This window comes from Ponticaulis koreensis DSM 19734, assembly GCF_000420665.1.
In the GTDB taxonomy this organism is placed as follows: domain Bacteria; phylum Pseudomonadota; class Alphaproteobacteria; order Caulobacterales; family Hyphomonadaceae; genus Ponticaulis; species Ponticaulis koreensis.
The window spans coordinates 379,219-406,025 of the sequence record NZ_ATVJ01000002.1 but is presented as its reverse complement, the minus strand read 5'-3'; the positions used below and the strand labels follow the sequence as shown (position 1 = coordinate 406,025).

Here is a 26,807-nt window from a genome sequence, read left to right as displayed (position 1 = left end):
TTCCGGGGTAACCGTGTGAGTGATATTTTCGAAGAAGTCGATGAGGCGTTAGCCCAGGACAAAAGTCTTCAAATCTGGCGTGTTGTGCGCCCGTTTGTATATGGCGGTGTTGCTGTCCTCGTTATCGGTGTCGGCGCGTGGGAATTCATGAAGTGGCAGGGCGACCAGTCTCAGAATAATGAGGCAACGGCGTTCTATGCTGCCCAGACGGCGCTGGAAGCGAACGACTATGTCGCGGCTGAAGCCCTTTTCTCTGAAATCGCAAATTCCAACAGCGCATACGCTACGCTTGCGGGCCATTATCTGGCGCAGGTTGAGCTTTCAGGGCTTGGAGATCGTGCAGCAGCGATCGAGGCGCTGGATTCGGCTGCCGGTCAGGACGGGCCAATGGCAGATATTGCGCTGATGAAGTCGGCTTATCTGCAGGCTAACGCGCTCTCTGTTGAAGAACTTGAGACAATGCTCGCGCCAATTCTGGACTCAGATGGCATGACGCTGGTCTACCTCGCAGAAGAACTTATCGCGTCTCGCGCTTACCAGCTCGGTGATCTTGCTGAGGCGCGCCGTCGTTTTGAAATGATTTCTTTCTCACTGGATGCCTCCGATAGCGTTAAGCAACGTGCACAACAGGCACTTGCTGCGCTCGATACCCTCGCACAGCTCGACGGCACTAATCAGACAAACGGGGTGACCCAATGAAGACCCAATTGAAACTTGGCGCCCTGACACTGTCAGCGCTGCTTCTGGCATCCTGTTCTACCATCGATAATTTCAACCCGTTCAGCGGCGGCGGCAATGATGACGTCGACACTGTTGATCGTGCGGGTCGTATCGCGATGGTCTCAGCGGTTACTGAACTTGAACCTGATCCAGCGCTCGTAGCGACGGCGATTATTCTGCCAGACGCGCTGCGAGTGGACGCCTGGAGCCAGGCTGGTCGTGTGCCTTCAAAGGTCACGGGCCACGTCGCGGGCGGCACGGAACTGGAAGTCGAATGGCGCTGGACGCGCGGCGAAGGCGCTGACCGCAATCACGCGCTTACCGTTCCACCTGTTGCAGCTAACGGACGTATTTTCGTATTAGACTCTCGCCAGACGGTTCACGCAATCGACGCAGAGACCGGTCGTTCGCTTTGGGACGTAGAGCTTGAGTCAGACCACAGCCGTGACAGCCGTGCATTTGGTGGCGGCCTTGCCGTTGCCGGTGACAAGCTGATTGTGTCATCGGGCTTTGGTTTCGTCGCTGCGCTTGATGCTGCGACGGGTTCGGAAATCTGGCACCGTGCGACCGAGGCGCCGATTACAGGTTCGCCTTCAGTGCTTGGCGAGCGTATTTTCATCGTGTCCAACAATAACGAGTTTTTCGCCATGTCGCTCGAGACTGGCGAGATTCAGTGGACCGACCAGGCTATTGCGGAAACAGCCCGTGTTCTTTCTTCTCCGAGTCCTGCAGCCGTCGATGATGTTGTTGTAACGCCTTATTCTTCTGGCGAAGTCATTGCCTATCTGCCGGCCAACGGCCGCCGCCTCTGGACAGACTCTCTTACGCGTGCGGGCCGCTTCACACCGATCTCCGCGATCAACGACATTGCATCGCGTCCGGTTCTGAATGCTGGCCTCGTTTATGCGAGCAGCCAGTCTGGCGTGCTTGCAGCGATTGATGGCCGTTCAGGAACACGCGTGTGGGAACTTCCATTTGGCACGACACAGGCGCCTGTGATTTCGGGCGAATTCCTTTTTGCCGTCGGCGTGAATGGTCAGCTCATTTGCGTTGAAGCGATTACAGGCCGTGTTGTCTGGACAGAGCAACTTCCAAACTTTGAAGACATGGAAGACCGTGAAGACCGCATCAGCTATGCTGGGCCACTTCTGGCGTCCAACCGTCTTGTAACTGTATCGTCTGACGGACGCATTTCAGCGTACTCTCCGCAGACAGGTGAACTGATTGAAGAGCAACAATTGATTCGTGTTGGTCGATTTGGCGCAGATGCGGGCTTTTTCCTTGAGCCAATTGCGTATAATGACCGCATTCTTGTTCTCGCAGATGACGGAACACTGTTCTCTATAAGGTAAGTAAACCCTATGCCCCTGAAAGTGGCCATTGTCGGCCGCCCGAACGTCGGGAAATCTACGCTCTTCAATCGCCTGGCGGGACAACGTCTGGCGATTGTTGATGACCAGCCCGGTGTAACAAGGGATCGACGCGAAACGCCGGCGGAACTAGCCGGCATGAAGCTTTTGTTGATCGACACCCCGGGATTTGAAGACGTTCACGATACATCGCTTGAGGCTCGTATGCGACAGCAGACAGAGCAGGCGATCAAGGAAGCCGACGTTTCTCTGTTTATCGTTGATGCCCGTTCTGGCGTAACTCCGCTTGATGAGCGGTTTGCAGAGCTATTGCGCCGGGCTGACAAGCCGGTGGTTCTGGCCGCTAACAAGTGCGAAGGCAGACAGGCTGAGGAAGGCCTGATGGAAGCGTTTGCTTTGGGCTTTGGTGAGCCGGTAGCGCTTTCAGCCGAGCATGGCGAAGGCCTCGCCGAGCTGTTCTCTGCTATCGTACGGGAAGTGCCTGAAGCCAAAGACCAGGAAGAAGAGATCGTTGAGCGTGAAGCGCCATTTGATCCTGACGCCGAAGAACTGCCTCCGCCGCCAAAGACAGCCCGCCTCATCGTGGTTGGTCGCCCGAATGCGGGTAAATCAACGCTCATCAATCAGCTGCTTCAGTCAGATCGTCTTCTGACAGGGCCTGAGGCCGGCATTACCCGCGACTCGATTGAAGTCGCGTGGGAATATGAAGGCCGTACAATCAAGCTGGTCGATACGGCCGGTCTGCGTAAGCGCGCGAAAGTGCATGAGTCGCTTGAGAAGATGTCCACATCGGACACGATCCGATCTATCCGGTTTGCGGACATCGTTGCGCTGGTGATGGATGCACGTGATGCCTTCGAAAAGCAGGATCTTCAGATTGCTGATCTTTGCGTCCGTGAAGGCCGTGGCCTCGTTATGGTGATCTCCAAATGGGATCTCGTCGAGAACCCGGACCAGTACGCAAAGCAATTGCGCGAGAAAGCTGACCGACTGCTGCCGAATGCCAAAGGCGCGCCGGTTGTGTTCCTGTCTGGTCTTACAGGCAAACGTATCGACCGGATGATGCCTGCTGTTATGCAGACATTCGATGACTGGAACGCGCGGGTCAAAACCAAGGACCTCAATGACTGGCTTCGCCATGTGGTCGAGCGTCACCCGCCACCATCTGTGCACGGCAAGCCGATCAAGCCGAAATATATGAGCCAGATCAAAACGCGTCCGCCAACATTCGTTCTTATGGCGAATCGCGGCGAGAACATGCCTGAAGCCTATAAGCGCTATCTGGTGAATGGTCTGCGCGAAGCTTTTGACCTGAAAGGCGTACCAATCAGGCTTTATGTCCGTCAGGGTAAAAACCCTTACGCGGATAAAGGCTGAAAAGGGTGATTCAGGCTTAATCTTCCTCTTGCATTTGAGTTCGCATAACTTTAGAAGACGCGTTCTTAAATGTGCCGCCTTAGCTCAGTCGGTTAGAGCGCTAGATTGTGGATCTAGAGGTCCCCTGTTCGAACCAGGGAGGCGGTACCATTTTCCTCTCACTTGAAACAATGCTTCCAACTCGATCATTCTGTGATCGGCGACGTCTCCGTGTAAATAAACGTCTTGAATTATCTGAAGGTTAGCGACTAAGAAAAGCTATAACGTTATGACTGGAGACGCAGAGTATGGCCGACCTTAGCGCGGAACGTATTGCAAATGCCGCGCTGGAATTGGTTGATTCTGAAGGTGTGAATGCTTTCACCCTGCGCGGGGTGGCTCGTCGTCTCAATGTCACGCCTATGGCGCTTTATCACCATGTCGCAGATAAAGAAGAATTGGCGGCGCTTGTCGTTGATGCGGTTGTGAAATCTGTTCCGCGTGATGATGGCACAGGCGACTGGAAGGAAGACCTGTGGCTAATGTCGCGTTGGATGCGGGCCTATACACTCAAGCATCCTTCTGTTGGCCAGTTGCGTAGAGCGCACCGCGTCTGGACGCCGCTTATGCTCAGCACCACCAACGACTGGTTTGGATACTGGCGTCAGAGCGGGTTGAATGAAGAAAATACTATCAAGGCGGCGGGGGCATGTGGCCTCGCAATTTATGGCCTGATCAACGAAGAACTGAACATTCGTAACATGACACCTCCCAAGCCGGAAGTGCTCGAGCGTATTCGCAATGTTCAGGCTGTTTTTGCGCAAAAGCCTGATGTGACATCAATGTTTGAGCTTACGGTACGTTCGGTTATCGACGGTGTCTTTACTCGTTTGAGCGCGGAACAGAACGCTTAAGACCAAAGCCCAATGGCGCGATCGGGCCTCCAAAGACAGTATTGTCGCAAAGATAATACGGGAGGGCTCTCATGCGAGCACACATCATCACAGCTATTGGCCTGCTCATCCTTGCCATTTTTGCCTATCGCGGTGCGAATGCACTCATGGTGCCGGGATTTGGCTGGTCAGAGCTCTACGTGCTGGGTGGCCTGATCTTAGGCGGTTGGGTCAGTTTTTCCGGTTCAAGCGAACTTCTGGCGCGCCGGCGTGTAGCGCGCGCTAGGGCTGAATAACTATCAGATAAACCGCAATATTTTCACTTAAAATCGCGTCTGTAGAAAGCTCTGCAGACGCCGAATTTGTTTGTACCGGGAAGTATTCAAAACACTTTGTTTCACTCTGAAGTGTTCGACCAAAGTCCCTCTACTCAAAATGACTGACCTATTTGATCCTTCATTACAGGCGGAAAAACCGCTGTGAATAAACTGGGGAGGTTATACCTTGTCAAACGAACCTACTAAAATCGATGCGAAAGGGTATTGGTCGGCGACAGTCAGGCTGACGATATCGCTGCTCGTAATCTGGTTCGCCGTCTCATATGGGGCCGGCGTTCTTTTGCGTGATGTGCTCGACAACGTTTCAATTGGCGGCGCGCCGCTGGGCTTCTGGTTTGCCCAGCAAGGCTCGATCTACGTCTTTGTTGCGCTGATTTTCTATTATTGCTTCGCGATGAACAAAATCGAACGCAAGTATGGCGTGAAGGGCTAGCATCATGGATTGGACAATCTTCTTCGTGGTGGCGAGCTTCGGCACCTATATCGGTATCGCGCTCTGGGCGCGCGCCGGTTCAACAAACGACTTCTATGTTGCGGGGCACGATGTGCACCCGATGATCAACGGTATGGCGACGGCGGCTGACTGGATGTCTGCGGCGTCCTTCCTGTCTATGGCCGGCCTGATTGCTTCGCTTGGCTATGGTGGCTCTGTCTACCTGATGGGCTGGACAGGTGGCTATGTGCTTCTCGCACTGCTGCTCGCGCCATTCCTTCGCGAATTCGGCAAGTTCACCGTGCCAGACTTTGTGGGCGACCGTTATTACTCGACGGCGGCTCGTGTCATCGCGGTTATCTGTGCTCTGTTCGTGTCCTTCACCTACATTGCTGGTCAGATGTCGGGCGTGGGTATCGCGTTCTCTCGCTTCCTAGGCGTGGACTTCAACACCGGTATTCTGGTCGGCATGGGCATCGTATTCATTTACGCGGTTCTGGGCGGCATGAAGGGCGTGACCTATACGCAGGTGGCTCAATACTGCGTTCTGATTTTCGCTTACACCGTGCCTGCGATCTTTATCTCGATGATGATCACCGGTAATCCGGTTCCACAGCTTGGCTTCATCTCCAACGTTCGCGGCGAAGATGTTTCTATGCTGGAAAACCTGAACCAGGTCGTCACAGAGCTCGGCTTCATTGAGTACACAAGCACGAACAAGTCATGGATCGATGTCTTTGCGATTACCGGCGCTCTTATGTTCGGTACAGCGGGTCTCCCGCACGTCATCATCCGCTTCTTCACAGTTAGCAGCGCGAGTGCTGCACGTGTGTCCGCGGGCTGGGCGCTCGTCTTTATTGCGCTGCTCTACACAGTCGCTCCTGCTGTTGGCGCATTCGCTCGGTACAACATCATCGATACAGTCAATGAAACGACTTACATCGAAACGGATGACTACGCGACAGCAGCCGAAGGCATCACGAGCAATGGCGGTACACCGGTTCCTGAATGGTTCAAGAACTGGGAACGTACAGGTCTGGTCGGCTTTGAAGATATGAATGGCGATGGCTTGATGCAGATCCGTGGTCCTAATGCGCCGGATGGTCTGGCGAATGAAGTCACGATCAACAACGACATCTCTGTTCTGGCGAGTCCTGAGATTGCTCAGCTTCCGGAATGGGTGATTGGTCTCATGGTAGCAGGTGGCCTTGCGGCTGCGCTGTCCACAGCGGCTGGTCTCCTCATGGTGATTTCGTCCGCGATCAGTCACGACCTCTGCCGCAGAACTCTGTTCAAAGGAATGAGTGACAAGACCGAGCTTCGTATTGCACGCGTTGCCGCAGCAGGTGCTGTAGCCGCAGCGGGCTTGATGGGGATGAATACGGCCAAACTTGCCTTTGTGGCGCAGGTGGTCGCGTTCGCCTTCGGTCTGGCCGCCGCGTCGCTCTTCCCGATCATCTTCCTCGGTATTTTCTGGAAGCGGATGAACAAGGAAGGCGCGATCGCAAGCATGGCGTTCGGCCTGATCTCAACCTTCTCCTACATCTACTATTTCAAATTCGTAGATACGGATCCGTCACACTGGTTCCTGGGTGTGTCACCAGAAGGTATCGGCTTCGTCTTCATGTTCTTCTCTGCGATCATCGGTATCGTTGTTTCTCTCGTAACAGCGCCGCCACCGCAGGATATTCAGGACCTCGTTGAAGATATCCGTGTCCCTGGTACGCGTACGCGTCACGGTTCAGTGGACGATGATATGGGTCCGATGGATGATCATACGCCAACTCCAGCGGAATAACTTCCGACGGAAATGGAATTGAAAGGGGCGGCTTAGGTCGCCCCTTTTTCGTATACGACCAGAGGAGGAGTTGCGTCGCCGCACGCGCTGTCACATCCTCAGGGCAGGAGTATTTGCCCATGCCAATCTGGCTCATTCTGATTACCAGCGCGATTTATATGAGCGGCCTGTTTGTTCTGGCCTGGCAGGGAGATAAGCGCGCTGACGATAAGGCATTCGCCTACAGCCCCACCCGCTATGCGCTCGCGATTGCCGTGTACTGCACATCCTGGACGTATTTCGGGGCCGTTGGGACGGCTGTCGAGGCCGGATGGCAGTTCCTGCCGATCTATATCGGGCCAATTCTGGTTTTTTTCTTTCTACCGGACACGCTCCGCCGGATTGCTGATATCTGTACGCGTGAGACGATTACGTCTCTCTCCGACTTTCTGGCTGCGCGCTATGGCAAGTCACGGGTTCTGGCGGCTTTTGCGACCTGCGCTGCCGTGGCCGGAAGCGTTCCTTACATCGCGCTACAACTGAAATCTGTTGGCTGGAGCTTTCAGGCTTTATCGGCGGGGCAGAGGCTTCCGGAAGCGGCGCCTCCGGACGAAACTGTTCTCATCACATCGCTCGCGCTTGCTGCATTCACGGTGTTTTTTGGCGCGCGTCACGCGGATACCACAAAGCATAATGTGGGCCTGATGCGGGTGCTGGCCTTTGAAGCGATTGTGAAAATCGGCGCTCTGGCTGCCGTTTGCTTTTTAGCCGTTTTCCTGCTGACGACGAATGAAGTTCCGACGGTTCAGGACGCGCCATCCCCCTTCACGGCAGAAATGAACTGGGTCCGTTTTTTCACGACGATCATGATGGCAGGCGGCGTGATCATCTGCCTGCCGAGGCAGTTCCATATTCAGTTCATTGAACGACAGAGTAATGCTGACCTGAAGCGTGCACGATGGATGTTTCCGGGCTATCTGGCGATTACCTGTTTGATGGTCGTACCAATCGCACTGGCGGGTATGAGTTTCCTTCCGGCGGGAATGTCTCCGGACCTCTACGTTCTGGAATTGCCGATGGTTTATGCCAACGGCTTCATGCCGCTGTTGGTGTTTCTTGGTGGCTTCTCTGCCGCATCAGGCATGGTGATCGTGTCGACGATTGCGCTTTCCACCATGGTGACGAACGATCTGATCGTTCCAACGCTTATGCGATTTAATCGGTTGAGCGCGCTGGAGACCCGCGGCGGCGAACTCCTTCTGACAATCCGGCGTATCGTCATGCTTTGTATTTTGGCGCTGGCTTATGGCTATTATCGCGGGGCGGGCAGTGCAGATGCGCTGGCCCAGATTGGTCTTCTATCCTTCGCAGCGGCTATCCAGTTCGCACCAGCACTAATCGGTGCGCTTTACTGGCGGTCAGGCAAGGCTGCAGGCGCGATTGCGGGCCTCTCAGCCGGAATGACTTTCTGGCTGTTCACACTGTTTTTGCCTGAGGTTATCGGCATTGAGACAATGCGCGCTTTTATGCCGGGCGGCTTCGATCCTCAGGCGCTGTTTGGTGTGTCTTTCGGCGATACCATCACCCACGGCGTGATCTGGAGTCTCGGTAGCAATCTCATTGCTTATGTCATTGTTTCCATGCGCTCCGGCGAAAGACTGCGGGATCGTATTCAGGCTGCTGCGTTTGTGGACCAGCAGATCGATCCACTCACGGTCAGCGCCAGCGTAACGACGAGCCAGTTTACAGATGCTACTCCGAGTGGGCTGAAGGCTCTGGCCGCGCGTTTTCTTTCACCCGAGGCTGTCGACCACGCCTTCGAGAAATTCGAAGAAGAAACTGGTGTTACGTCGAGCGGCGACGACCCTGCGGACTGGCGACTGGTGCAGCGTACCGAGAAGCTTCTCGCCAGTGCGCTGGGCGCGGGTTCGGCGCGTGTTGTCATGTCGTCTGCAGTCGGGGGAATGGATGTCGCGCTAGGCGATCTCCTGTCCATTCTCGACCACCGGACGCAGGCCGAGCGCTTTGATAAAGGCATGCTTCATTCCATGCTGGAGAATATTCCTTCCGGCATCAGCGTTGTGGACAGTGAACAAAAGCTCGTCGCCTGGAACCAGGCCTATGTGGAGCTGTTCGACTATCCACCTGAATTGCTTCAGGTAGGCATGCCGATTTCACGCCTGATCGGTCACAATCTTGAGTCTGGCTGGATTGAAGGAGACCCTGCCGAGCAGGCGCGGCGCCGTGTCGAGTATATGCGTTCGGGCACATCGCACCGGTATGAACGCGAAAGCCATGATGGTCGTTGGCTGCGGATTACCGGTAGCCCGATGCCAGGCGGCGGTTATGTCTCGATTTTTCATGACATTACCGAAGACAAGTTTCGCGAGCAGGCTCTGCTCGAAGCCAATGAGTCACTGGAAGCGCGCGTGGAGGAGCGCACGGCTGAACTCCTGAAAATGACGGGTGATCTCGATCAGGCGCGTATGGATGCAGAAGGTGCTAATGCTTCCAAGACCCGGTTTCTCGCGGCGGCCAGCCATGACCTGTTGCAGCCATTGAACGCGGCGCGCTTGTTCCTCGCTTCAGTGGATTGCGAGCAGGAAAGTCAGACATCGGGTCTAATCAGCAAAGCAGACCGCGCAATCCAGTCAGCGGACAATCTGCTGAAAGGATTGCTTGATATTTCACGTCTGGACCACGGCAATATCACCGCGCAGCCGACAACACTGATGCTAGGTCCACTACTCGAAGATCTGGTCGATGAGGCCACACCTATGGCGGAGAAGGCAGGACTGAGAATTCGTATTGTGCCGACATCTCTGAGTGTTTCAGCGGACCCAGACTTTCTCCAAAGTGTCATTCGCAACTTTCTGTCCAATGCCCGGCGATACACCAAAGAAGGCGGCGTGCTCGTTGGGGCGCGCCGACGCGGCGACATGGTGCGTATTGAAGTTTGGGATACGGGCCCCGGCATTCCGGATGCCAAGCGAGATATTCTATTCGAAGAATTCCAGCGTCTGGACGATGTCGACAATCTGGGCATTCGCGGAGCAGGGCTCGGTCTTTCCGTTGCAAGGCGGCTTGCTGCTTTGATGGGGGCTAAGCTCGATCTGTCTTCCCGGCCAGGCAAGGGGAGTGTGTTCTCCGTGTCGGTCCCGATGGCAGGCACTGCGCCGCGCCGAAGCCGTGTAGCAACGCCAGTGAAAGCGAGCGGCGCCAGACTCGAGGGCGTCCGCGTTCTTTGCGTAGATGATGAGCGCACAATCCTTGATGCGATGTCGTCGCTTCTGATGCGCTGGGGCTGCGAGGTGCAAACCGCTGGAAGCCTGCAGGAAGCGCAAGGATGTGCAGCATCCGATACGGGAGGCTTTGATGCTCTGCTCGTCGACTATGAACTGAGTAATGGTGAGACGGGCGTTGATGTCATTCGGGCGCTGCGTTCAAGCCTCTCAACACCGGACAACATCGCAATTATAACTGCGAATACCGGAGCGGGGATTGAAACTGAGGCAAGCGAGCAGGGCGTAATCCTGTTGCGCAAGCCGGTCGATTCGGACGAGCTCAAGGCATTCCTTGAAGCGTGCCGTTTGCGCCTTCAGGCTTAGTCGGCTGACGTTGCCTCTTTGAAGATCAGAAGAGCCTGAGTTCGGTTATTCGCGCCGAGCTTACGAAAGATTGCTGTCATATGAGCTTTCACCGTGGCCTCGGAAATACCCATCTCATAAGCGATCTGCTTGTTGAGAAGCCCATCTGATAGACCGTTGAGCACGCGCCGTTGTGCAGGCGTCAGCGATGCAAGGCGCGCTGTCACGGCTTCGCTTTCCGCATCTAGTCCGCCGCCCTCGGAGACAGGAAACCACGTTCCACCATCAAGTGCTGTAACGAGGGCTGCAGAAAGATCCTCTGAAGACAGGCTTTTAGGAAGATAACCTGAGGCACCGAGTGATTGGGCGCGGGCGTAAGCTTCGCCGCCTTCAGTCGCCGAGACAACATAAACTGGCGTATCGCCAACAGCTGTTTTCAGTTTGACGAGACCGTCAAAGCCGGTGGCGTCGGGAATATTCAGATCGAGTAGCAGCAGGTCATAGCGCGTGTCTGAAACGGTGTTCATAGCTGCGGTTATGGATGCGGCTTCTGCCGTGTCCGCGCCGTCTGGAAATGCTTTTTGAAGCGCTGCTTTCAGCGCATCACGAAACAATGGGTGATCGTCCACGATCAGCACTGCTGGTCTTGACGGTGTCATGTCCTCAATCCTCCCACCCGTTTTTCAGAGCGTTTTTTTTCAGTCTGTAGCCACAACACGACGAAAGTCGACTCGTTCTCGACCTTAGTCTTAGCACCAATTGCTAATAGAGCGGGTCAGCGACTGAGCAGATACTGCTTCCCATAACGATATAAAAATCATCCCCTGGGGAGGTTAAACAATGAAGACGACTCTTAAAGCACTCATGCTTTCCGGTGTAGCTCTCGGTCTGATTGGTTCCGCAACGGCGGACGAGGCCGAACTGGAAGCGCGCATCGCCGCCTTGGAAGCGCTGGTGCAAAACCTGAGCGCTCAGTTGGACGCAGAACGCACCCAGACCGATCAGGACATCGTCCGTCTGGAAGCAGCGGCCAGTTCAGCTCCAGCTGCGCAGCAAGATGGCATGATGCTGGGTGAAACGAATGTTCGCGTCGGCGGCTATATCGATCTCGACGCGCATGTCACCAGTCTGTCCGATGGTGCGATCGGCTCATCTTCCATCGCGCGTGACTTTCACATTCCGGGTGCAACGCCGATTGGAGGCAGCGGGACGACCGCAACTGATATGACAGCCCAGGCATCTCGCATCTTTATCGCAGGTGATCGCGACATCGATGGCAACAAAGTCTCTGGATATTTCGAGATGGACTTCCTTGGTTCTCTTCAGGGTGATGAACGCGTATCCAGCTCTTTCTCTCCGCGTCTTCGCCGTGCCTATATTGACGTGAACGGCCTTCGTGTTGGTCAGGAATGGTCCACCTTCCAGAACACGTCCGCAATTCCGGAAAGCGCGAGCTTCCTCACGCTGTCAGACGGCATGGTGTTCATGCGTCAGGCGCAAATCCGCTACACGAACGGCAACTGGCAGTTTGCTCTGGAGAACGGCGATACTACTGTCACTCCAGTGGGCGGAGGGCGTGTTGAGGCCGACTCTAATACGCTTCCTGACGCTGTCATTCGCTATAACCACACCGGTGACTTCGGCAATGTGTCATTCTCCGGTCTGGCCCGTCAGCTGCGTTATGAAGCAGCCGGTATCGAAGAGCAGACAATGGGCTATGCGCTCAGCGTTGCAGGCAAACTGAATGTCGGCGGCGGCGATGATGTGCGCTTCTCGCTGACAGGCGGTGAAGGTCTTGGTCGCTATATTGGTCTGAACGTAGCCAACGCCGCAGCGGTCAATCCGCTGACGGGTGAGCTGGAAGCGATTCTTTCATATGGTGGTCTCATTGCCTGGAGGCACCCGTTCGGTGAAACGGCGCGGCTGAACCTTGGTTATTCAGGGCTATTTATTGATAATCCGTCCTATGTTGCTTCAACTATGACACAGTCTGTCCAGTCAGTTTACGGGGCGGTCTTGTGGGACATTGCGCCAAGGGTGACAATGGGGGCGGAACTACTCTTTGGGCAGCGTGAAAATGAAGCTGGGAACTCCGGTGATATTTCTCGGTTCACCTTCTCAACGAAGTACGCATTCTAGAACTTAAAACATACGGGAGTGAGGCATGGCAGACGGTAACAGCAATACAGAACAGGCGGTATTCCCTGTTCCTGCTGAGATCGCAGATGCGGCAAAGGTCGATAACGCAAAGTATCTGGAAATGTACCAGAAGAGCGTGGACGACCCGGACGCATTCTGGGGCGAAGCAGGCAAAAGACTGGACTGGAGCAAGCCTTACTCCAAGGTGAAAGATGTCTCTTACGATCAGTCGGATCTGCATATTCGCTGGTATGAGGATGGCGAGCTTAATGTCAGCTATAACTGCATTGACCGCCATCTGGAGACGCGCGGCGACCAGCCAGCCATTATCTGGGAGGGTGATGACCCGAGCGTTGCTAAGACGATCACTTACCACCAGCTTCACGAGCATGTTTGCCGCTTTGCCAATGTGCTGAAAAAGCTAGGCGTTAAAAAGGGTGATCGTGTTACGATCTATCTGCCGATGATCCTTGAGGCGGCTTACGCGATGCTCGCATGTGCGCGTATCGGTGCGGTTCACTCGATCGTTTTTGGCGGTTTCTCACCGGAAGCTCTTGCTGGTCGTATCAATGACTGTGATTCCACGGTCGTCATTACGGCTGACGAGGGGCTTCGCGGTTCTAAAATCGTCCCGCTTAAAAAGAATGTAGACGCCGCCCTCAAGCACGCGCTTGGCGTCGAGAAGGTTCTTGTTGTTGAGCACACAGGTAATCAGGTCCCGATGAAAGGTGGCCGCGATGTCTGGTGGCACGAAGCGGCAGCCGGCGTGGACGAGTTCTGTGATCCTGAGCCGATGAATGCGGAAGATCCGCTCTTCATTCTCTACACCTCTGGTTCAACGGGTAAGCCAAAGGGCGTTCTGCACACCACTGGCGGTTATCTCGTCTGGGCGAGCATGACGCACGAATATGTCTTCGATTACAAAGACGGTGACGTGTATTGGTGTACGGCGGATGTGGGCTGGGTCACAGGACACAGCTATATCATTTACGGTCCGCTCGCGAACGGTGCTCAGACGCTGATGTTTGAAGGCGTCCCGAGCTATCCGGATGCATCACGCTTCTGGCGGGTCGTGGATAAGCACCAGGTGAACATCTTCTACACTGCGCCAACGGCTATTCGTGCGCTAATGCGCGAAGGCGAAGACTTCGTCAAAAAGACCAGCCGTAAGTCGCTCCGCATTCTCGGGTCGGTCGGTGAGCCGATCAACCCTGAGGCATGGCTCTGGTATTACAACGTCGTCGGCGAGGGCCGTTGCCCGATTGTTGATACCTGGTGGCAGACCGAAACAGGCGGCATTATGATTACGCCGCTGCCGGGCGCGACCGATCTGAAGCCGGGGTCCGCGACACGTCCGTTCTTTGGCATTAAGCCGATCCTTGTGGATTCTGATGGCAAAGAGCTTGAAGGCGCTGTCGATGGCAATCTCTGCATCACAGACTCATGGCCGGGCCAGATGCGCACGGTTTATGGGGACCATGAGCGCTTCTTCCAGACCTATTTCTCAACCTATCCGGGGCGCTACTTCACTGGTGATGGCGCGCGCCGAGATGAAGACGGATATTTCTGGATCACGGGCCGCGTGGATGACGTTATCAACGTCTCAGGTCACCGCATGGGTACTGCTGAAGTGGAAAGTGCGCTGGTGGCTCACGACATGGTGTCTGAAGCCGCTGTGGTCGGATATCCGCACGATATCAAAGGGCAGGGCATCTATGCCTATGTCACGCTTATTGCCGGCGTAGAACCGAGTGAGGAAATCCGGAAGGATCTGGTCAAATGGGTCCGTACCGAGATTGGCCCGATTGCCAGCCCTGATCTCATCCAGTTTGCACCGGGTTTGCCGAAGACGCGTTCCGGCAAAATTATGCGCCGTATCCTGCGCAAGATTGCAGAGAATGATTACGGCTCGCTGGGCGATACATCGACACTCGCTGAGCCTGAAGTTGTGCCGCAGCTCATTGAGAACCGCATGAACCGATAGGTTCAGATACTGTCTCCCGTGATGCCGTCCCGAACTGCAAAGAAGGTACGGCTCCGCAACCTAAAGGGCGATGATCGTGTGATCATCGCCCTTTTTTTCTTCTACGATTAGTGGAAGCAGATTAGTTGTCGCCGCCTGTTGCGCCAGCCTGTTGCTGACGGAACTGCTGACGCATCATCATTTCCATGGCAGCACCCATTTCGTCACGGGAAAGTGCGCCATCGCCATCTTCATCAAAGCGACCCATCATAGGCGCGGCCATCATGCCGAACATGCCGCGGTTCATTTCTTCCGCCTCTACCAGACCGTCAAGGTCATCATCGAGTGCACCGAACAGCATACCGCGTTCGAGCTCTTCTTGAGTCTCGGTCATCGGATCCGCTGTGGTTTCACCGACCCAGCGGTATGTGAGGCGGGTGTACATCATTTCTTCGAATGACTGGTCGCCCCATGTGATGGTTGAGGTTGGATCAGGGTTAGCGAAGTTGCGCTCAGAGTTGTCGTAGAAATAGTGAGCGACGAGACGGTCACCTGCATTGATCATGATCGGATCAGAGAGGCGATAGTCGAACTGCCAGTTGAAGTCATAACGCGGCGAGTTGATAACGATTTCAGTTTCGCCGGTTGTGCGGATGAGTTCCATGTACATGGAGCGCGCACGATAGTGAGCGTGTGGATAAACGCCGAGAAGTTCCGCGTCAGCAGGGAACTCTACATAAGCAATTTCCTCGTGGCGTTCTTCGCCCGGTGGGATTGTGATGGTCGGATCGACGATCACATAGCTGCGTGTGTAAAGCTCTGGCTGCTCGTCATGGAAATAGAAACCAACACGTGTGTAGTCGGTCACTTCGCGACCGTTCGGCGTGTAGTGCATCTGGAAACCGATTGCGCCACCAGCTGGGAATGGAACGCCGGAATTGTCCGGGTGGATCATGGATTCTTCACCAACAGCATATGTGCCGGTAGAGAATTCCCAGCGGCCGAACGTATCCGTCGCGCCCGGAGGCGGCATTTCGGACATGTAGCCAGTCAGAGCGTGGTGAACGGTATCGCGTGTTCCAGGCTGGATGGTCGTTGCACGCAGCCAGTGATCTTCAGTCAGTGGATTTGCAACAACTGGGTACTGGTATTCCACAACGCCTGTCGCAGGAATATCGAATGGATCAATTTCCAGAACGAGATCCGGCTCACCGAGCGGCCATTCAGGTACTTCGAATTCGACGCTTGGCAGTGGGTCTTCGCCTTCGCCACGTGGTGTGCCTGCTTCAATCCAGCGGATGACCGTCTGGTATTCTTCGGTGGAGAGCGAGCGGCTGTGCTCGACTTCGCGGATAGTCTCGTCAAATGACCATGGCGGCATACGCTTGGTCATCATGACTTCACGCATCATTGGCGCCCAGCCGACGACAGTTTCATAGTCGGTCATGGCCCATGGCGCGATGCCGCCAGTCGTGTGGCACTCGACACAGTTTTCGATCAGAACTGGTGCGACATCGTTAGCGTAAGAAACGGAGAGCGGCTCGTTGCGAGCTGGGAAGCTGATGGGCTGACCGGTTGGCTGAGAAGAAGCAATTGTGACTTCTTCTTCCGCGATCAGTTGATCCAGAACGGCTGCGATATTGCTCGCATCGTCAGCTACGTCACCATGATACACGAGCTTGAAGCCCTCGAGTGGTGAATAGATAAACACTTCGCCTGCGCGGCTTGCGCCGATTTGCTCACCAACTAGCTGGGTGCGGTCAAGTAGAACTGGGATCGTCCAACCGTTCTCCTCTACGGCTGCCGCGATGTCTTCACGCGTCGTACCGATCGTAGAGTTCAGCGCATAGAATGGAATGTCGTGCTCTGAATAGCGTTCAGCGAGTTCGGAGACGGCTGTCATGACCTGATCAGATGCTTCGCAACCGTTACATTGCGTTACGATCACTGAAGCTGGGACGTCCGCATAGTAGAAAAGCTCGTGCGCGTAGCCAGTCTCGTCATTCAGACGAAAGTTGCTGGCATACTCGGCGAGGACAACCGGAGTTATTGATTCTACGGAGTTTTCAGCGGAAACGTCAGAAGAAGTAGACGTGCTTTGACCGCAGCTGGCTACAGAAAATAGCGCAATAGCTGCAACACTAGTTAGGCCAGCGGACCTGATAGACCGGATCATGTTGTTCTCCCGAGGACATGTTTTCGTAGTACTTTGCTACACTGTTTGGGCGAGCTAATACCTTTTTTCCAAAGAAGAATATAGTCCGGTCTATTAAAATCCTTACTATCGCGATGCGATATTTTTCGTTTTTTATACACTGTAAGGCAAAAATGCCTCACTCTTTGCTTAGTCGTCGAGCGCTCTCGCAACGTCAGTCCGATAGTTGATCCCCGCCAGAATCAGACAGATGACGCTGGCCCCATTAAACAGCAGTACCCATTCAAGTGCGTGCTTCAGTGGTGCGTCATGACCGCCTGCTGCAAACATGTCGCTAAGGAAGCCTGTTACCCATGGTCCACCACTGATACCAATCAGAGTCAGGCAGAACAGAGTGAATGCGGATGAGAATGAGCGCATGCGCAGCTTCACCAGTTCCTGCGAAGCAGTATAGGCGATACTGGCATAAATAAGGCCGACAAAGTTCGGCACTACATTCCAAATATATGCTTCCATAGGCGTCGCCGCTTGGAGAAACATGAAGGCGAATGGCAGCGCGATTGCAGATGTCACGGCGATAATCCACGGACGCCAGCGGAGGTCTTTGGCTGAGAGCTTGTCACAAAGGAAGCCAATCACGATTGCACCGACAGAGCCGACGCCGCCAATCAGGAGCCCGAGAGGGATAGCAACATCCTGTGGCTGAAGATCATACGTGCGCTGCAAATGGCTTGATGTGAACGCGACATAAGCGTTCGCGGAGACGCAGATAAGCAGGCAGCCCAGCAGAAGGAACATGTATGACGACTGGCTCATCATGAAGCGGAACGTCTCCATCATGCTTGGAGCGGGTTCGGTTGTGTCCGTATGGCGATTTTCGGAAATGCCGCGTTGTGGCTCTTTCACGGTAAAACGGAGAATTACAGCGAGGAGAATGCCTGGAACGCCCGCTGCAAAGAATGCGGCGCGCCAGCCAAAGTTGGCATAAACGAGAGCGCCAACGATATAGCCGAGCATAATGCCGAAGCCGATACCGGTCGTGTAGATGCCGAGCGCCATGGCTCGCTCACGCGGGGCATAAAGATCGGAGATCATCGATGTCGCGGGAGGTGTGCCGCCTGCTTCACCAATGCCCACGCCCATACGGGCCAGGAAGAGTTGCCAGAAGTTTTGTGTGACGCCGCAGACAGCGGTCGCGCCGGACCAGACGAGCAGGGCGAGCGCGATGATATTCCGGCGGTTAGACCGGTCAGCCAGATAGGCGACTGGAATGCCGAGCGTAGCGTAGACCAGAGCGAAGCTTAGGCCCGTCAGCAGACCGAGCTGTTGGTCGGATAGCTGCATCGCTGCTTTGATCGGTTCGAGCACCGTGATGATGACCTGACGGTCGAGGTGGTTGAAGGTGTAGACCATCGTCAGGACGGCCAGAACCCAGGCGCGGCCCTTTACTTTGTTTGTGACCGGTTCTGCTGTTGTTTGGATGTCAGACATTAGCTGGCTCCCTGTTCGAGAAATGGACGGAGCGCACCCTGCACAACAGGTTCGTCCAGTAGAGGGGTGTGGCCGACGCGCGGCACAGTAACGAGTTCCGCATTGCCGTGTTTGCGGACCATTTTTCGGGCATTCTTGTCTGACAGGAGGTCAGAGATTTCGCCGCGCACCAAAAGTAGCGGGACAGGCTTCATTGCTTTGAAGAGCTTCCACATCGCCATATTGGTGAAAATGTTCGGACGCACTTCTTTCACAGTGCGCGAGATTTCAGGATCATAGTCGAGTTCGACACGTCCATCGTCCAGCTCTCGATAAGTGCGACGGGCAAACGCCATCCAGTCTTCATGCGTGTAGTCAGGGAATGCGGAACGCTGGACATCCTCAACGGCTTTGGCTGCAGCTTCCCAGCTGTCTTTTTGCAGTGTGCCGCCGACATAATTCTGGATGCGATCAAGGCCTTCTTTCTGGAGCACAGGCCCGATATCGTTCAGGACGACGCCTTCAATTCGATGGGGGATCATGGTCATCAGCACCATGGACATGAGCCCGCCCATGCTGGTGCCGACCAGTTTCACTTTCTCAATTTCGAGGTGGTCGAGCAGGGCAATCATGTCCTGCGCATAAATCGCAGGGGAATAGTTCACCGGATTGGTATCGCGTTCGGAAAGCCCGCGTCCGCGCACATCGACTGCGATGAAACGAACATTCGTGCCGCTTTCGAGCAACGCGTTTATCATAGGTTCGAAGTCTTTGTGATTGCGCGTGAGCCCGTGCATGCACAACGCCGTCACAGGGGCGTCGTCCGGGCCGTAACTTTTCGCGTACAGCTTCAGACCATCGCCCGAGCGATAGTAGATATCCAATTTTTTGCCTCCCAGAAGACCTATCAGGCATTGCCCTCTTTACGTCTTCAACAATTGTTGAAATTCTAGACTCTGGACGCGGGAGCGCAAGCTTTTTCAGGCAGAGTTTTGCCTTTGCAGGTGTAGTCCGCTAACTGAATAAAAATAATAGGGGAGCTAACGTTGGGTCATGGCGGCAGAAAACAAAAAGCAGGATAAGCGCGAAGCTATTCTGAACGCAGCGGAGAACCTCTTCGCCAAGCATGGCTATGACGGTGTAACGCTACGCGCCATTGCCAAAGAGGCTGGTGTCGATGTGGCGTTGGCCAATTACCATTTCGGTCCGAAGCGGGATTTGTTCGACGCGGTGCTGCTTCGCCGTGCGCAGATTCTCAACAGCTGGCGTCTTGAGGCGCTGGAGGCCACCGTACAGAAAGCGGCGCCGAACCCGCCTGACGTTAAAGACATTATTCGCGCCTATTTCGAACCGCTATTCAAGCGATCTCAGGTTCAGGAGCCCGGCTGGAAAAGCTATTACGCCTTGATCGCGTATGTGAACAGTTCGCCGGAATGGGGCGGCACGCTGATGACGCAATTTTTCGATCCGATGATCCACCGGTTTCTCGCCGTTCTCAAAACGGCGCTTCCAGGGGTTCCGGATAAAAGCGTCTATTGGGGCTATCACTGCCTATCCGGTGCGCTGACGCTGGCCTTTGCCCAGACCGGACGTATCGACCATCTGTCGAATGATCTTTGTAAGTCTGATGATCTGCCCGATGCGTGTGACTACATAGTTGACTTCGTTGCTGCAGGTTTCTCGGACATGATTGCAGCAAGTGAAAAAGAAACGGCGACGCTTTAAGCGTCGCCGTTCTTCGTTTTAGCTGTACTTCCCGATTAGAACGAGAAGTCGAAGCCGAGAGTTACAGTGCGCGGGTCACCGTAGAAGCCTGTCAGTGTGCCTTCGAGACCGAGTGTCGGTGTTGGCGGGTTAGTCGCTTCGTTGGTGAAGTTGTAGCCAGCAACGATGTAACGCTCGTCTGTGAGGTTTTTACCGGACAGTGTCAGACCATAGCGGCCGTCAGCTGTTTCCCAGCGGATAGACGCGTCGAGCAGAGTGTAGGCTTCCTGATCGAGGTAAGCGCTTGGTGTCTCGAACTGGCTGGAGTCGCCGCGGTAAGACGCCATGACGTTTGCAAGCAGGTTGCCTTCATTCATGCCGAGGTTGAACGGCGTGTCGTAAGCAAGACGCAGGCTTGCAGTCCAGTCTGGTGTATTCTGGATCACGCGCTGATCAGCAACGTCGTTACCGAATGCGTCGATGTATTCGTCGTATGACGCATCGAGGTAGCCGAGAGACCAGCTTGCATTGAACAGGTCGCCGTCATTGATCACGTCCTGAGCGAATGTGGCATTACCCTCAAACTCGATACCCCAGATAGTCGCGGCACCAGCGTTTGTTGTTACGCCTGTGAAGGTGTCGTTGACGCCGTCATTGTCTGTGTCAACACCGATAGAGCCCGGGATCTGTACGTCTGAGTAGTCAGATGTGAAGGCTGCGACAGAGTAGTTCAGCAGGCCGCCGAACTGGCTCGCTTTGTAACCGACTTCAAAGCTGTCGACTTCTTCCGGATCGAATTGCATGAATTCGAACTGTTCCTGAGGCGACACGATACCGTCCTGATCAAGGTCCGGAGCAGCGCTAGTCTGACCGCGAGGGTCGAAGCCGCCGCCTTTGAAGCCCTGTGCATATGTGAAGTAGACATTGCTGTCGTCAGTCAGATCATATGCGAGAGAGAGACGAGGGCTGAAGTCAGAGAAATCCGCAGAGCCGTCAAAGTCTGATGTTGTTGCAATCAGGATCGGGCTACCGCCGAAGAATTCAGAGAAGCCGCCAATATATGTACGACGCAGTACCTGAGATGTACGTTTGTCTTCTGTGTAACGCGCGCCGAGTGTGACCGCGAAACGGTCGGTTACGTCGTATGTGAAGTCACCGAAGACAGACCATGTTTCTGTGTTCACGTCACCGAAGGTCTGAGCGTTCAGACCTGGCAGGCCAAGAAGCTGACCTGTTGTGTCGAGCAGAACGTCGAATACAGTCGAAGCGTTTGCATCGAGATAGTAGACGCCGACGAGACCGTTGAGGCGGTCGCCTTCATAGAGAATCTGGAATTCTTCAGAGAACTGGTCGTTCGCGTAGATCGCAGGGACGTCGAGGTCAGCAGCTGGAAGGCTGTCGAAATCGATAGGCGTGACGCTTTCATCTTCGCGGTAAGCGAGGATGTTGCGAAGCGTGATGTTGTCGTTCAGGCGGAATTCAGCTGTCAGGGACGCACCCATAGCTTCAACATCCTGAGATACAACATTCAGGCCAGCACGCGTGTCATAAACGTTTCCGAGAACCGGTGCGCCTGTCAGGAGACCTGGGGTCAGACGGTGGCCCTGACGTGGTGCAGAATCGTCTTCTGTACGGTCAGCAGAGAAGCGAAGCTGGAAGTCTTCTGTGACGTCCCACTCAGCGGATACGCGCGCGGACAGAACTTCTTTGTTGTAGTTGTCTTCGCCAGTGACGAGATTTTCACCAAAACCATCGCGGTTCAGGGACGCGACTGCGCCGCCGATGCGGAACGTGTCTGAAAGCGGCGTGCTGCCGGAAAGAACAATGTCATGCTGTTGGTAAGAACCAACGGCGAAACGACCGTCCAGTGTAGGTGTGTCGGAAAGTCCGCTTGTCACGTACTTAACTGCGCCACCGATTGTGTTACGGCCGTAGAGCGTACCCTGTGGGCCACGCAGAACCTCGATACGCTCAACGTCGAATACGTCGAGAACCGCGCCCTGCGGACGGTTCAGGTAGACGTCATCGATGTAGATACCGACGCCGGCCTCAAAGCCTGCAACCGGGTCCTGCTGACCGACGCCGCGAATGAATGCGGACAGAGTTGTGTTGGTGCCGCGCGAAACTTCCAGCGTGACGTTTGGTGTGATTTTCGCGACTTCGGTCAGGTCAGTGACGCCGAGGTCGGCAAGCAGACCGCCGTCGAAAGCAGATACGGACAGTGGAACGTCCAGCTGGCTTTCTTCACGACGCTGCGCCGTGACCTGAACAGTGCCAAAACGGGCTTCCTGAACGGTTTCGGTTTCAGCTTCCTGAGCGAAGGCGGCGATAGGTGAAAATGCGGTAGTGGCAAGCGCGATTAGCGCAAGGCGAGTGCGGATCATCTTTCTCTCCCCATGATGCCCAGCTCTTTATGCTGGGAATTCAACAATTGTTGAATAACTGCCGTGGCAGATGTGTTATGTCAATCGGGAATAAGCACGATAGCCAAAAGTTTAATGACTATCTCGCTCAACGGGGGAGTTCAGATGGAGCGTTTCGCCCTATAGCGGACGATCTTCGTCATGAAGTATGCGTTCGGCTGAGCCTTGCGGGTCATCGAACTGACCTGTCTTCATAGACCAGAAGAATGCCGCAAGGCCGATCAGGCCCATACCCAGCGCCACGGGAATCAAAAATAGAAGCGCGGTCATTTGGTTTTTCCTGAAGCTACGCGTAGCGCATTCAGCGTCACGACGATGGAGGAGCCTGACATCGCAATCGCAGCGATGAGCGGTGTGACAAACCCAAGAAGCGCAATTGGAACTGCGATCAGATTATAAATCACAGCCAGACCGAAATTCTCTTTGATTCGTCCCTGAGCTGAACGGGCGACACGGATAACGGTCGCTATGTTCTCAAGCGACTCGCCTGAATAGACCGCATCGCTCGCTGTTCGTGCTGCGTCCAGCGCTCCGCCGGGGGCAAGGGCTGCATGCGATGATGCAAGTGCACCGGCGTCATTCAGTCCGTCGCCAATCATGAGAACCTTATGGCCTTCAACGCTCAGCGCATCGACGCGTTCTGCCTTGCCGACAGGTTTGATGCCGCCAGTAAAGTTTTGAACGCCGACCCGAGCGGCTACCTCTTCGACGCGAGCCGGATGGTCACCTGAGCAAATCTCATAAGTCACGCCCAGCTCATCAAGTGAATGCAGGAGCTCTTTTGCGCCTTTCTTGATGTCTTCGGTCAGATGGAGCGGCGCAGGGGCGCTGCCGTCGATCCAGAACCAGAGACTTACATTGTCTTCCGGCGCCGCGCCGTTTTCTGCGCTGACCCATTCCCAGGAGCCGAGGCGTGCTTCCTTGCCATCAATCAGACCCGACAGGCCGAGGCCTTTATGCTCCTCGACATTCTCTGCGACGGGGCCGGGGCAGGCTGCCTGCACAACCGCGCGAGATAGCGGGTGTCGGCTGGCACGCGCAAGGTGTGCCGCAAGGTTCAGAGTTTCACGGGATTCTTCTGTATCGTCGAAGTGTGGTGTGAGTTCTGTCAGCGTGCCGGTTTTGTCGAAGACTATGTGATCGCACGCAGCAATGCGTTCCAGTGCGTCACCGGATTTCAGAAAGGCGTTTGCGCGGAAAAGACGTCCTGCAGCGACGATTTGCACAACAGGCGCAGCAAGCGCCAGCGCGCAAGGGCAGGTAATCACCAGTACGGAGATTGCAGTGAAGAGCGCGGTCCGTACATCTCCGCTGATGATGAACCAGCCGATGAAGGCAACCGCGGCAAGCGTGTGCACGATAGGCACATAGAGTTCGGCGGCCTTGTCTGCGATCTGGCGATATTTGGAGCGTTTCTGTTCGCCCACATCCAAAAGACGGCTGATTTCGCCGATCAAGGAATCGTCTGTGGTGGTGGCGACAGCAACCTCGATAGGCGCGCCAAGATTGACGCTGCCGGCGTAAATGCGTGTGCCTTGTGGTTCCAGCTGAGGCATGACTTCACCGGTGACCAAACTCGTGTTGAGCGATGCTTCCGCGCTCATAAGGTCGGCGTCTACCGGCAGGCGCTCACCTGTCGAAATGATCAGCGTATCGCCAACGCCCAGCGAACCCGATGCAACCGTTTCGATCGAGCCGTCTTCAAGCCTGCGCGAGACGGTAACCGCTTGCATAGCGGCCAGATCGTCTGCGGCTTTATAGGCCTGCCGCTGTAGTCGGGCTTCAAGGAAGCGCCCGATCAACAGGAAGAAGAGCAGCATGACCGCGGCGTCGAAATAGGAATGCTCGCCGTGATGGATTGTCTCGTAAATGCTGAGGCCAGTCGCCAGCAGGACGGCCAGCGAGATTGGTACGTCCATATTCACGTGTCCGCCGCGCAGTGCGCCGAGCGCAGACGAGAAGAATGGACGGCCCGAGAATGCGACCGTTGGAATAGCAATCGCAGCAGAGACCCAGTGGAGCAGGGTGCGCGTCGCATCGGACATCTCGCCTTTGCCCGCCCAGACGGAAACAGACAAAAGCATGATATTGGCGGCAGCAAAGCCTGCGACAGCCATGGCTAATAGAAGACCGCGTTCGCGCTTCTGACGGCTCGCATCGACCAGATCCGGATCAAACGGCTTGGACGGATAGCCGAGACCGTTGAGCGTTTCGATAATTCTGTCGGGATTAAACCCGTCGCTCGTCCAGTCTGCCACGAGGCGCCCGGTAGAGAGGTTCATGCGGACGTGGTCGATACCTTCGAGTGCGCTGACATTCTTTTCGATCTTAGCCAGGCAGCCGCCGCACTTGGCGCCGGATACGGCCAGTATCAGTTCGCTACGTCCATTCTTTTCGCGAACAAAGGGACGCGCGCTTGTTTGAGGTGGTGCGGTTTCCCCAAGGGGCAGATCAGCAGAGGTCAGCGTGTCCATGTGAGTGACTTATGAGCTGTGACGGTTTCACCGTCGGGTGATTGTGCGGTTATTTCGGCGTTCCAGTCGCCGGTTTCGAGGTCAGTCAGAATGACCTCATAACGGCCCGGACCATTTGCGCTGAGATCGACAATTCGTTGGCCTTCTCGCGTAGCTGGACGGGTGAGTGTAGCCGACACCTCAAGCTGGGTGATGCCGTTCTCGAATTCGTCCAGCCAGTAAGTGATCAGCATTGGGCTGCCACTTTCTGTTGGTTCAAGACCGACCTGCGTCGACCAGCCCAGTTCTTCCTGACGAGCGCGGTCTTCAAGGGCCTGATTATAGTTCAGGCCCTGAATGTAGGATTGCTCGACCTGTTCGCCCGGAAACGACCGCACCGCATACACGGTGAAGATGACGTTCACGATGATCATTACGCCGAAAAAGCCGAGCAGCATGAACAGTACGTGATATCCGTTGAGACGACCGATCTTCATTGAGGTCAGTTCCTTCGTGGGCTGGAGAATGGAATGAAATTAGAGTCCTGCTCTCCGGTCTCTGTGTCAATTGCGACAATGCGAAGCCGGTCATTACCATCCACTGCATCTTCAGGGATTTTGATGATCATGCGGAAACGTGTCACACCCTCACCAGGGATTTCAACGTCGAGATCTCCGTGCTCTTCGCCCACAAGTGAGACGTCTGCGCCTTCGATTCCGGTCACTTCCAGTCGGATGTTTTTTGGATCGATCCGCTTATTCACCAGCTTGATTGCGTAGCCGTTCTGAATGCGACCGTCAGACAGCTGCACGAAGGATGGTGAGCGGTCTTTGAGGACGTTCAGCTCGAAGGTGGAGCGTGTGAGCAGGCCATACGCCATGAGAGCCGTGATGGCGCTGATCAGAACCGCATAAATGATAACACGCGGACGGAACAGGCGGAACTTCTGGGCCGGTTTTCCAGCTGCGCGCAGTTCAACGTTCTTGTCTGTGTCATATGCAATGAGGCCGGTCGGGCGACCAACCTTTTTCATGATGTCGTCACAGGCGTCGATACAGAGCGCACAGTGAATGCACTCCAGCTGGGCGCCGTTTCGGATATCAATACCCATAGGGCAGGCGGTGACGCAGGCATTACAGTCTACGCAATCGCCGCGTCCTTCCCATGTTTCAGACTTTTTGTGCGGACCACGAGGTTCGCCGCGATCCCAACGATAGGTGACGTTGAGTGCGTCTTCGTCGGTCAGCGCCGCCTGAATGCGGGGCCATGGACAAAGATAGGTGCAGACCTGCTCGCGCATTGTGCCTGCCAGCGAATAGGTCGTGAAGGTCAGAATGCCCACGAAGACGTAAGCCGTCGTCGGCGCGTGTCCTGTGAAGAAGTTATAAGCGAGGGAAGGCGCATCGTGGAAATAGAAGACGAGCGCACCGCCGGTTGCAGCTGCGATCAGTAGCCAGACAGCGTGTTTGGCAACTTTGCGCCAGATCTTGTTGAGGGTCCAGGGCGCGCGATCAAGCTTAATGCGTTTGTTGCGGTCGCCCTCGAAGAAGCGCTCAACGGCGATGTAGAGATCGGTCCAGACTGTTTGCGGACAGGCATAGCCACACCAGACACGCCCGAACAGCGAGGTCACCAGAAACAGGCCGAAAGACGACAGAATGAGAATGCCGGTGATGTAGTAGACTTCCTGCGGCCAGATCTCGATCGGGCCGAAATAGAACTTACCATCAGCGAAGAACAGGATGGCCTGATCCGGCGCATCAGGGCCACGATCCCAGCGTATCCATGGCAGGCCATAATATACCGCCAGCGCGAGCGCCATAAACGCAAATTTGAAGGAGCGAAACTTACCGCTGACGAGCTTCGGGTGAACCGGCTCGCGCTTCTTGTACATAGGTTGCGCATCGGATGGCGGGGTAGGTTTGAGAGCTGTCATTGTACTCGACTTCCCAGTTTGTATTTTAGAACTTTCTAAAACAAGAAAGTTAGAAATACGTGATGGTATCTTGTCACACCCTCACAAAAA

At 55.1% G+C, this 26,807-nt stretch carries 20 protein-coding genes and 1 tRNA gene; 12 read left to right on the top strand and 9 right to left on the bottom strand.

Going from position 1 to position 26,807, the window contains the following annotated elements:
- Positions 1-15 precede the first annotated feature (15 nt).
- From G523_RS0113725 to G523_RS0113685, 9 genes are all read left to right on the top strand, one after another.
- Positions 16-699, top strand: coding sequence for a tetratricopeptide repeat protein (locus G523_RS0113725; protein ID WP_022695637.1), 684 nt, complete (start codon positions 16-18; stop codon positions 697-699).
- Positions 696-2,072 carry a PQQ-binding-like beta-propeller repeat protein gene (locus G523_RS0113720; protein WP_022695636.1) on the top strand — a complete coding sequence of 459 codons (1,377 nt, stop codon included), beginning with the start codon at positions 696-698 and terminating at the stop codon, positions 2,070-2,072. Before G523_RS0113725 ends, G523_RS0113720 begins: the two co-directional genes overlap by 4 nt.
- A gap of 9 nt (positions 2,073-2,081) precedes the next feature.
- On the top strand, positions 2,082-3,467 hold the full coding sequence (gene der / locus G523_RS19915; protein WP_022695635.1) for a ribosome biogenesis GTPase Der: 1,386 nt from the start codon (positions 2,082-2,084) through the stop codon (positions 3,465-3,467).
- Positions 3,468-3,540: 73 nt separating this feature from the next.
- Positions 3,541-3,617, top strand: a tRNA-His gene (locus G523_RS0113710).
- Positions 3,618-3,754: 137 nt separating this feature from the next.
- Positions 3,755-4,360: a TetR/AcrR family transcriptional regulator gene (locus tag G523_RS20425; RefSeq protein ID WP_022695634.1), complete on the top strand. Its 606-nt coding sequence runs from the start codon at positions 3,755-3,757 to the stop codon at positions 4,358-4,360.
- A gap of 71 nt (positions 4,361-4,431) precedes the next feature.
- Positions 4,432-4,635: a hypothetical protein gene (locus G523_RS0113700; protein WP_022695633.1), complete on the top strand. Its 204-nt coding sequence runs from the start codon at positions 4,432-4,434 to the stop codon at positions 4,633-4,635.
- A 208-nt stretch (positions 4,636-4,843) separates the two neighbouring features.
- Complete coding sequence (locus G523_RS0113695) at positions 4,844-5,110, top strand: DUF4212 domain-containing protein (protein WP_022695632.1); 267 nt, start codon at positions 4,844-4,846, stop codon at positions 5,108-5,110.
- Between the two features lie 4 nt (positions 5,111-5,114).
- Complete coding sequence (locus tag G523_RS0113690; protein WP_022695631.1) at positions 5,115-6,908, top strand: sodium:solute symporter family protein; 1,794 nt, start codon at positions 5,115-5,117, stop codon at positions 6,906-6,908.
- Between the two features lie 119 nt (positions 6,909-7,027).
- The gene (locus G523_RS0113685) at positions 7,028-10,495 is read left to right on the top strand and encodes a PAS domain-containing hybrid sensor histidine kinase/response regulator (RefSeq protein WP_022695630.1); all 3,468 of its coding nucleotides are present in this window, start codon (positions 7,028-7,030) and stop codon (positions 10,493-10,495) included.
- On the opposite strand, the gene G523_RS0113680 is transcribed toward G523_RS0113685, so the two are convergent.
- Positions 10,492-11,133: a response regulator gene (locus G523_RS0113680; protein WP_022695629.1), complete on the bottom strand. Its 642-nt coding sequence runs from the start codon at positions 11,131-11,133 to the stop codon at positions 10,492-10,494. The two genes, G523_RS0113685 and G523_RS0113680, sit on opposite strands and share 4 nt — an antisense overlap.
- Before the next feature lie 181 nt (positions 11,134-11,314).
- Between G523_RS0113680 and G523_RS0113675 the strand changes: the two genes are divergently transcribed.
- Together G523_RS0113675 and acs are read left to right on the top strand one after the other, a co-directional pair.
- Positions 11,315-12,613 (top strand): DcaP family trimeric outer membrane transporter, encoded by a 1,299-nt coding sequence (locus tag G523_RS0113675; protein WP_022695628.1) that lies wholly within the window; start codon positions 11,315-11,317, stop codon positions 12,611-12,613.
- A 25-nt stretch (positions 12,614-12,638) separates the two neighbouring features.
- Positions 12,639-14,597, top strand: coding sequence for an acetate--CoA ligase (gene acs / locus G523_RS0113670; RefSeq protein ID WP_022695627.1), 1,959 nt, complete (start codon positions 12,639-12,641; stop codon positions 14,595-14,597).
- Positions 14,598-14,718: 121 nt separating this feature from the next.
- On the opposite strand, the gene G523_RS19375 is transcribed toward acs, so the two are convergent.
- The 3 genes from G523_RS19375 to G523_RS0113655 all read right to left on the bottom strand — a co-directional run bounded on the left by G523_RS19375 (position 14,719) and on the right by G523_RS0113655 (position 19,085).
- A complete protein-coding gene (locus G523_RS19375; RefSeq protein WP_022695626.1) occupies positions 14,719-16,752 on the bottom strand; it encodes a monooxygenase in 2,034 nt (677 codons plus the stop codon).
- 168 nt (positions 16,753-16,920) lie between these two features.
- Positions 16,921-18,222: a spinster family MFS transporter gene (locus G523_RS0113660; protein ID WP_022695625.1), complete on the bottom strand. Its 1,302-nt coding sequence runs from the start codon at positions 18,220-18,222 to the stop codon at positions 16,921-16,923.
- The gene (locus G523_RS0113655) at positions 18,222-19,085 is read right to left on the bottom strand and encodes an alpha/beta fold hydrolase (protein WP_022695624.1); all 864 of its coding nucleotides are present in this window, start codon (positions 19,083-19,085) and stop codon (positions 18,222-18,224) included. Before G523_RS0113655 ends, G523_RS0113660 begins: the two co-directional genes overlap by 1 nt.
- Before the next feature lie 169 nt (positions 19,086-19,254).
- Here G523_RS0113655 and G523_RS0113650 point away from each other — a divergent pair, with 169 nt between their 5' ends.
- Complete coding sequence (locus tag G523_RS0113650) at positions 19,255-19,926, top strand: TetR/AcrR family transcriptional regulator (protein WP_022695623.1); 672 nt, start codon at positions 19,255-19,257, stop codon at positions 19,924-19,926.
- Between the two features lie 35 nt (positions 19,927-19,961).
- Here the strand turns inward: G523_RS0113650 and G523_RS0113645 are convergent, their stop codons facing one another.
- The 5 genes from G523_RS0113645 to ccoG all read right to left on the bottom strand — a co-directional run bounded on the left by G523_RS0113645 (position 19,962) and on the right by ccoG (position 26,717).
- On the bottom strand, positions 19,962-22,289 hold the full coding sequence (locus tag G523_RS0113645) for a TonB-dependent receptor (protein ID WP_022695622.1): 2,328 nt from the start codon (positions 22,287-22,289) through the stop codon (positions 19,962-19,964).
- A gap of 159 nt (positions 22,290-22,448) precedes the next feature.
- Entirely contained in the window at positions 22,449-22,598 is a 150-nt protein-coding gene (gene ccoS / locus G523_RS0113640) for a cbb3-type cytochrome oxidase assembly protein CcoS (RefSeq protein ID WP_022695621.1), read from the bottom strand.
- Entirely contained in the window at positions 22,595-24,802 is a 2,208-nt protein-coding gene (locus G523_RS0113635) for a heavy metal translocating P-type ATPase (RefSeq protein ID WP_022695620.1), read from the bottom strand. The genes ccoS and G523_RS0113635 overlap by 4 nt, the downstream gene beginning before the upstream one ends.
- Positions 24,790-25,278 carry a FixH family protein gene (locus G523_RS19370; RefSeq protein WP_022695619.1) on the bottom strand — a complete coding sequence of 163 codons (489 nt, stop codon included), beginning with the start codon at positions 25,276-25,278 and terminating at the stop codon, positions 24,790-24,792. The genes G523_RS0113635 and G523_RS19370 overlap by 13 nt, the downstream gene beginning before the upstream one ends.
- A 5-nt stretch (positions 25,279-25,283) precedes the next feature.
- A complete protein-coding gene (gene ccoG / locus G523_RS0113625; protein WP_022695618.1) occupies positions 25,284-26,717 on the bottom strand; it encodes a cytochrome c oxidase accessory protein CcoG in 1,434 nt (477 codons plus the stop codon).
- Positions 26,718-26,807 lie beyond the last annotated feature (90 nt).

What these genes read in the sequence shown, in the direction of transcription:
- G523_RS19375 (WP_022695626.1), bottom strand. Translation starts at nt 16,752, where the DNA reads ATGATCCGGTCTATCAGGTCCGCTGGCCTAACTAGTGTTGCAGCTATT.
- ccoG (WP_022695618.1), bottom strand. Translation starts at nt 26,717, where the DNA reads ATGACAGCTCTCAAACCTACCCCGCCATCCGATGCGCAACCTATGTAC.
- G523_RS0113690 (WP_022695631.1), top strand. Translation starts at nt 5,115, where the DNA reads ATGGATTGGACAATCTTCTTCGTGGTGGCGAGCTTCGGCACCTATATC.
- G523_RS19370 (WP_022695619.1), bottom strand. Translation starts at nt 25,278, where the DNA reads ATGAAGATCGGTCGTCTCAACGGATATCACGTACTGTTCATGCTGCTC.
- G523_RS0113685 (WP_022695630.1), top strand. Translation starts at nt 7,028, where the DNA reads ATGCCAATCTGGCTCATTCTGATTACCAGCGCGATTTATATGAGCGGC.
- G523_RS0113645 (WP_022695622.1), bottom strand. Translation starts at nt 22,289, where the DNA reads ATGATCCGCACTCGCCTTGCGCTAATCGCGCTTGCCACTACCGCATTT.
- der (WP_022695635.1), top strand. Translation starts at nt 2,082, where the DNA reads ATGCCCCTGAAAGTGGCCATTGTCGGCCGCCCGAACGTCGGGAAATCT.
- G523_RS0113680 (WP_022695629.1), bottom strand. Translation starts at nt 11,133, where the DNA reads ATGACACCGTCAAGACCAGCAGTGCTGATCGTGGACGATCACCCATTG.
- G523_RS20425 (WP_022695634.1), top strand. Translation starts at nt 3,755, where the DNA reads ATGGCCGACCTTAGCGCGGAACGTATTGCAAATGCCGCGCTGGAATTG.
- acs (WP_022695627.1), top strand. Translation starts at nt 12,639, where the DNA reads ATGGCAGACGGTAACAGCAATACAGAACAGGCGGTATTCCCTGTTCCT.
- G523_RS0113660 (WP_022695625.1), bottom strand. Translation starts at nt 18,222, where the DNA reads ATGTCTGACATCCAAACAACAGCAGAACCGGTCACAAACAAAGTAAAG.
- G523_RS0113675 (WP_022695628.1), top strand. Translation starts at nt 11,315, where the DNA reads ATGAAGACGACTCTTAAAGCACTCATGCTTTCCGGTGTAGCTCTCGGT.
- G523_RS0113700 (WP_022695633.1), top strand. Translation starts at nt 4,432, where the DNA reads ATGCGAGCACACATCATCACAGCTATTGGCCTGCTCATCCTTGCCATT.
- ccoS (WP_022695621.1), bottom strand. Translation starts at nt 22,598, where the DNA reads ATGACCGCGCTTCTATTTTTGATTCCCGTGGCGCTGGGTATGGGCCTG.
- G523_RS0113650 (WP_022695623.1), top strand. Translation starts at nt 19,255, where the DNA reads ATGGCGGCAGAAAACAAAAAGCAGGATAAGCGCGAAGCTATTCTGAAC.
- G523_RS0113635 (WP_022695620.1), bottom strand. Translation starts at nt 24,802, where the DNA reads ATGGACACGCTGACCTCTGCTGATCTGCCCCTTGGGGAAACCGCACCA.
- G523_RS0113720 (WP_022695636.1), top strand. Translation starts at nt 696, where the DNA reads ATGAAGACCCAATTGAAACTTGGCGCCCTGACACTGTCAGCGCTGCTT.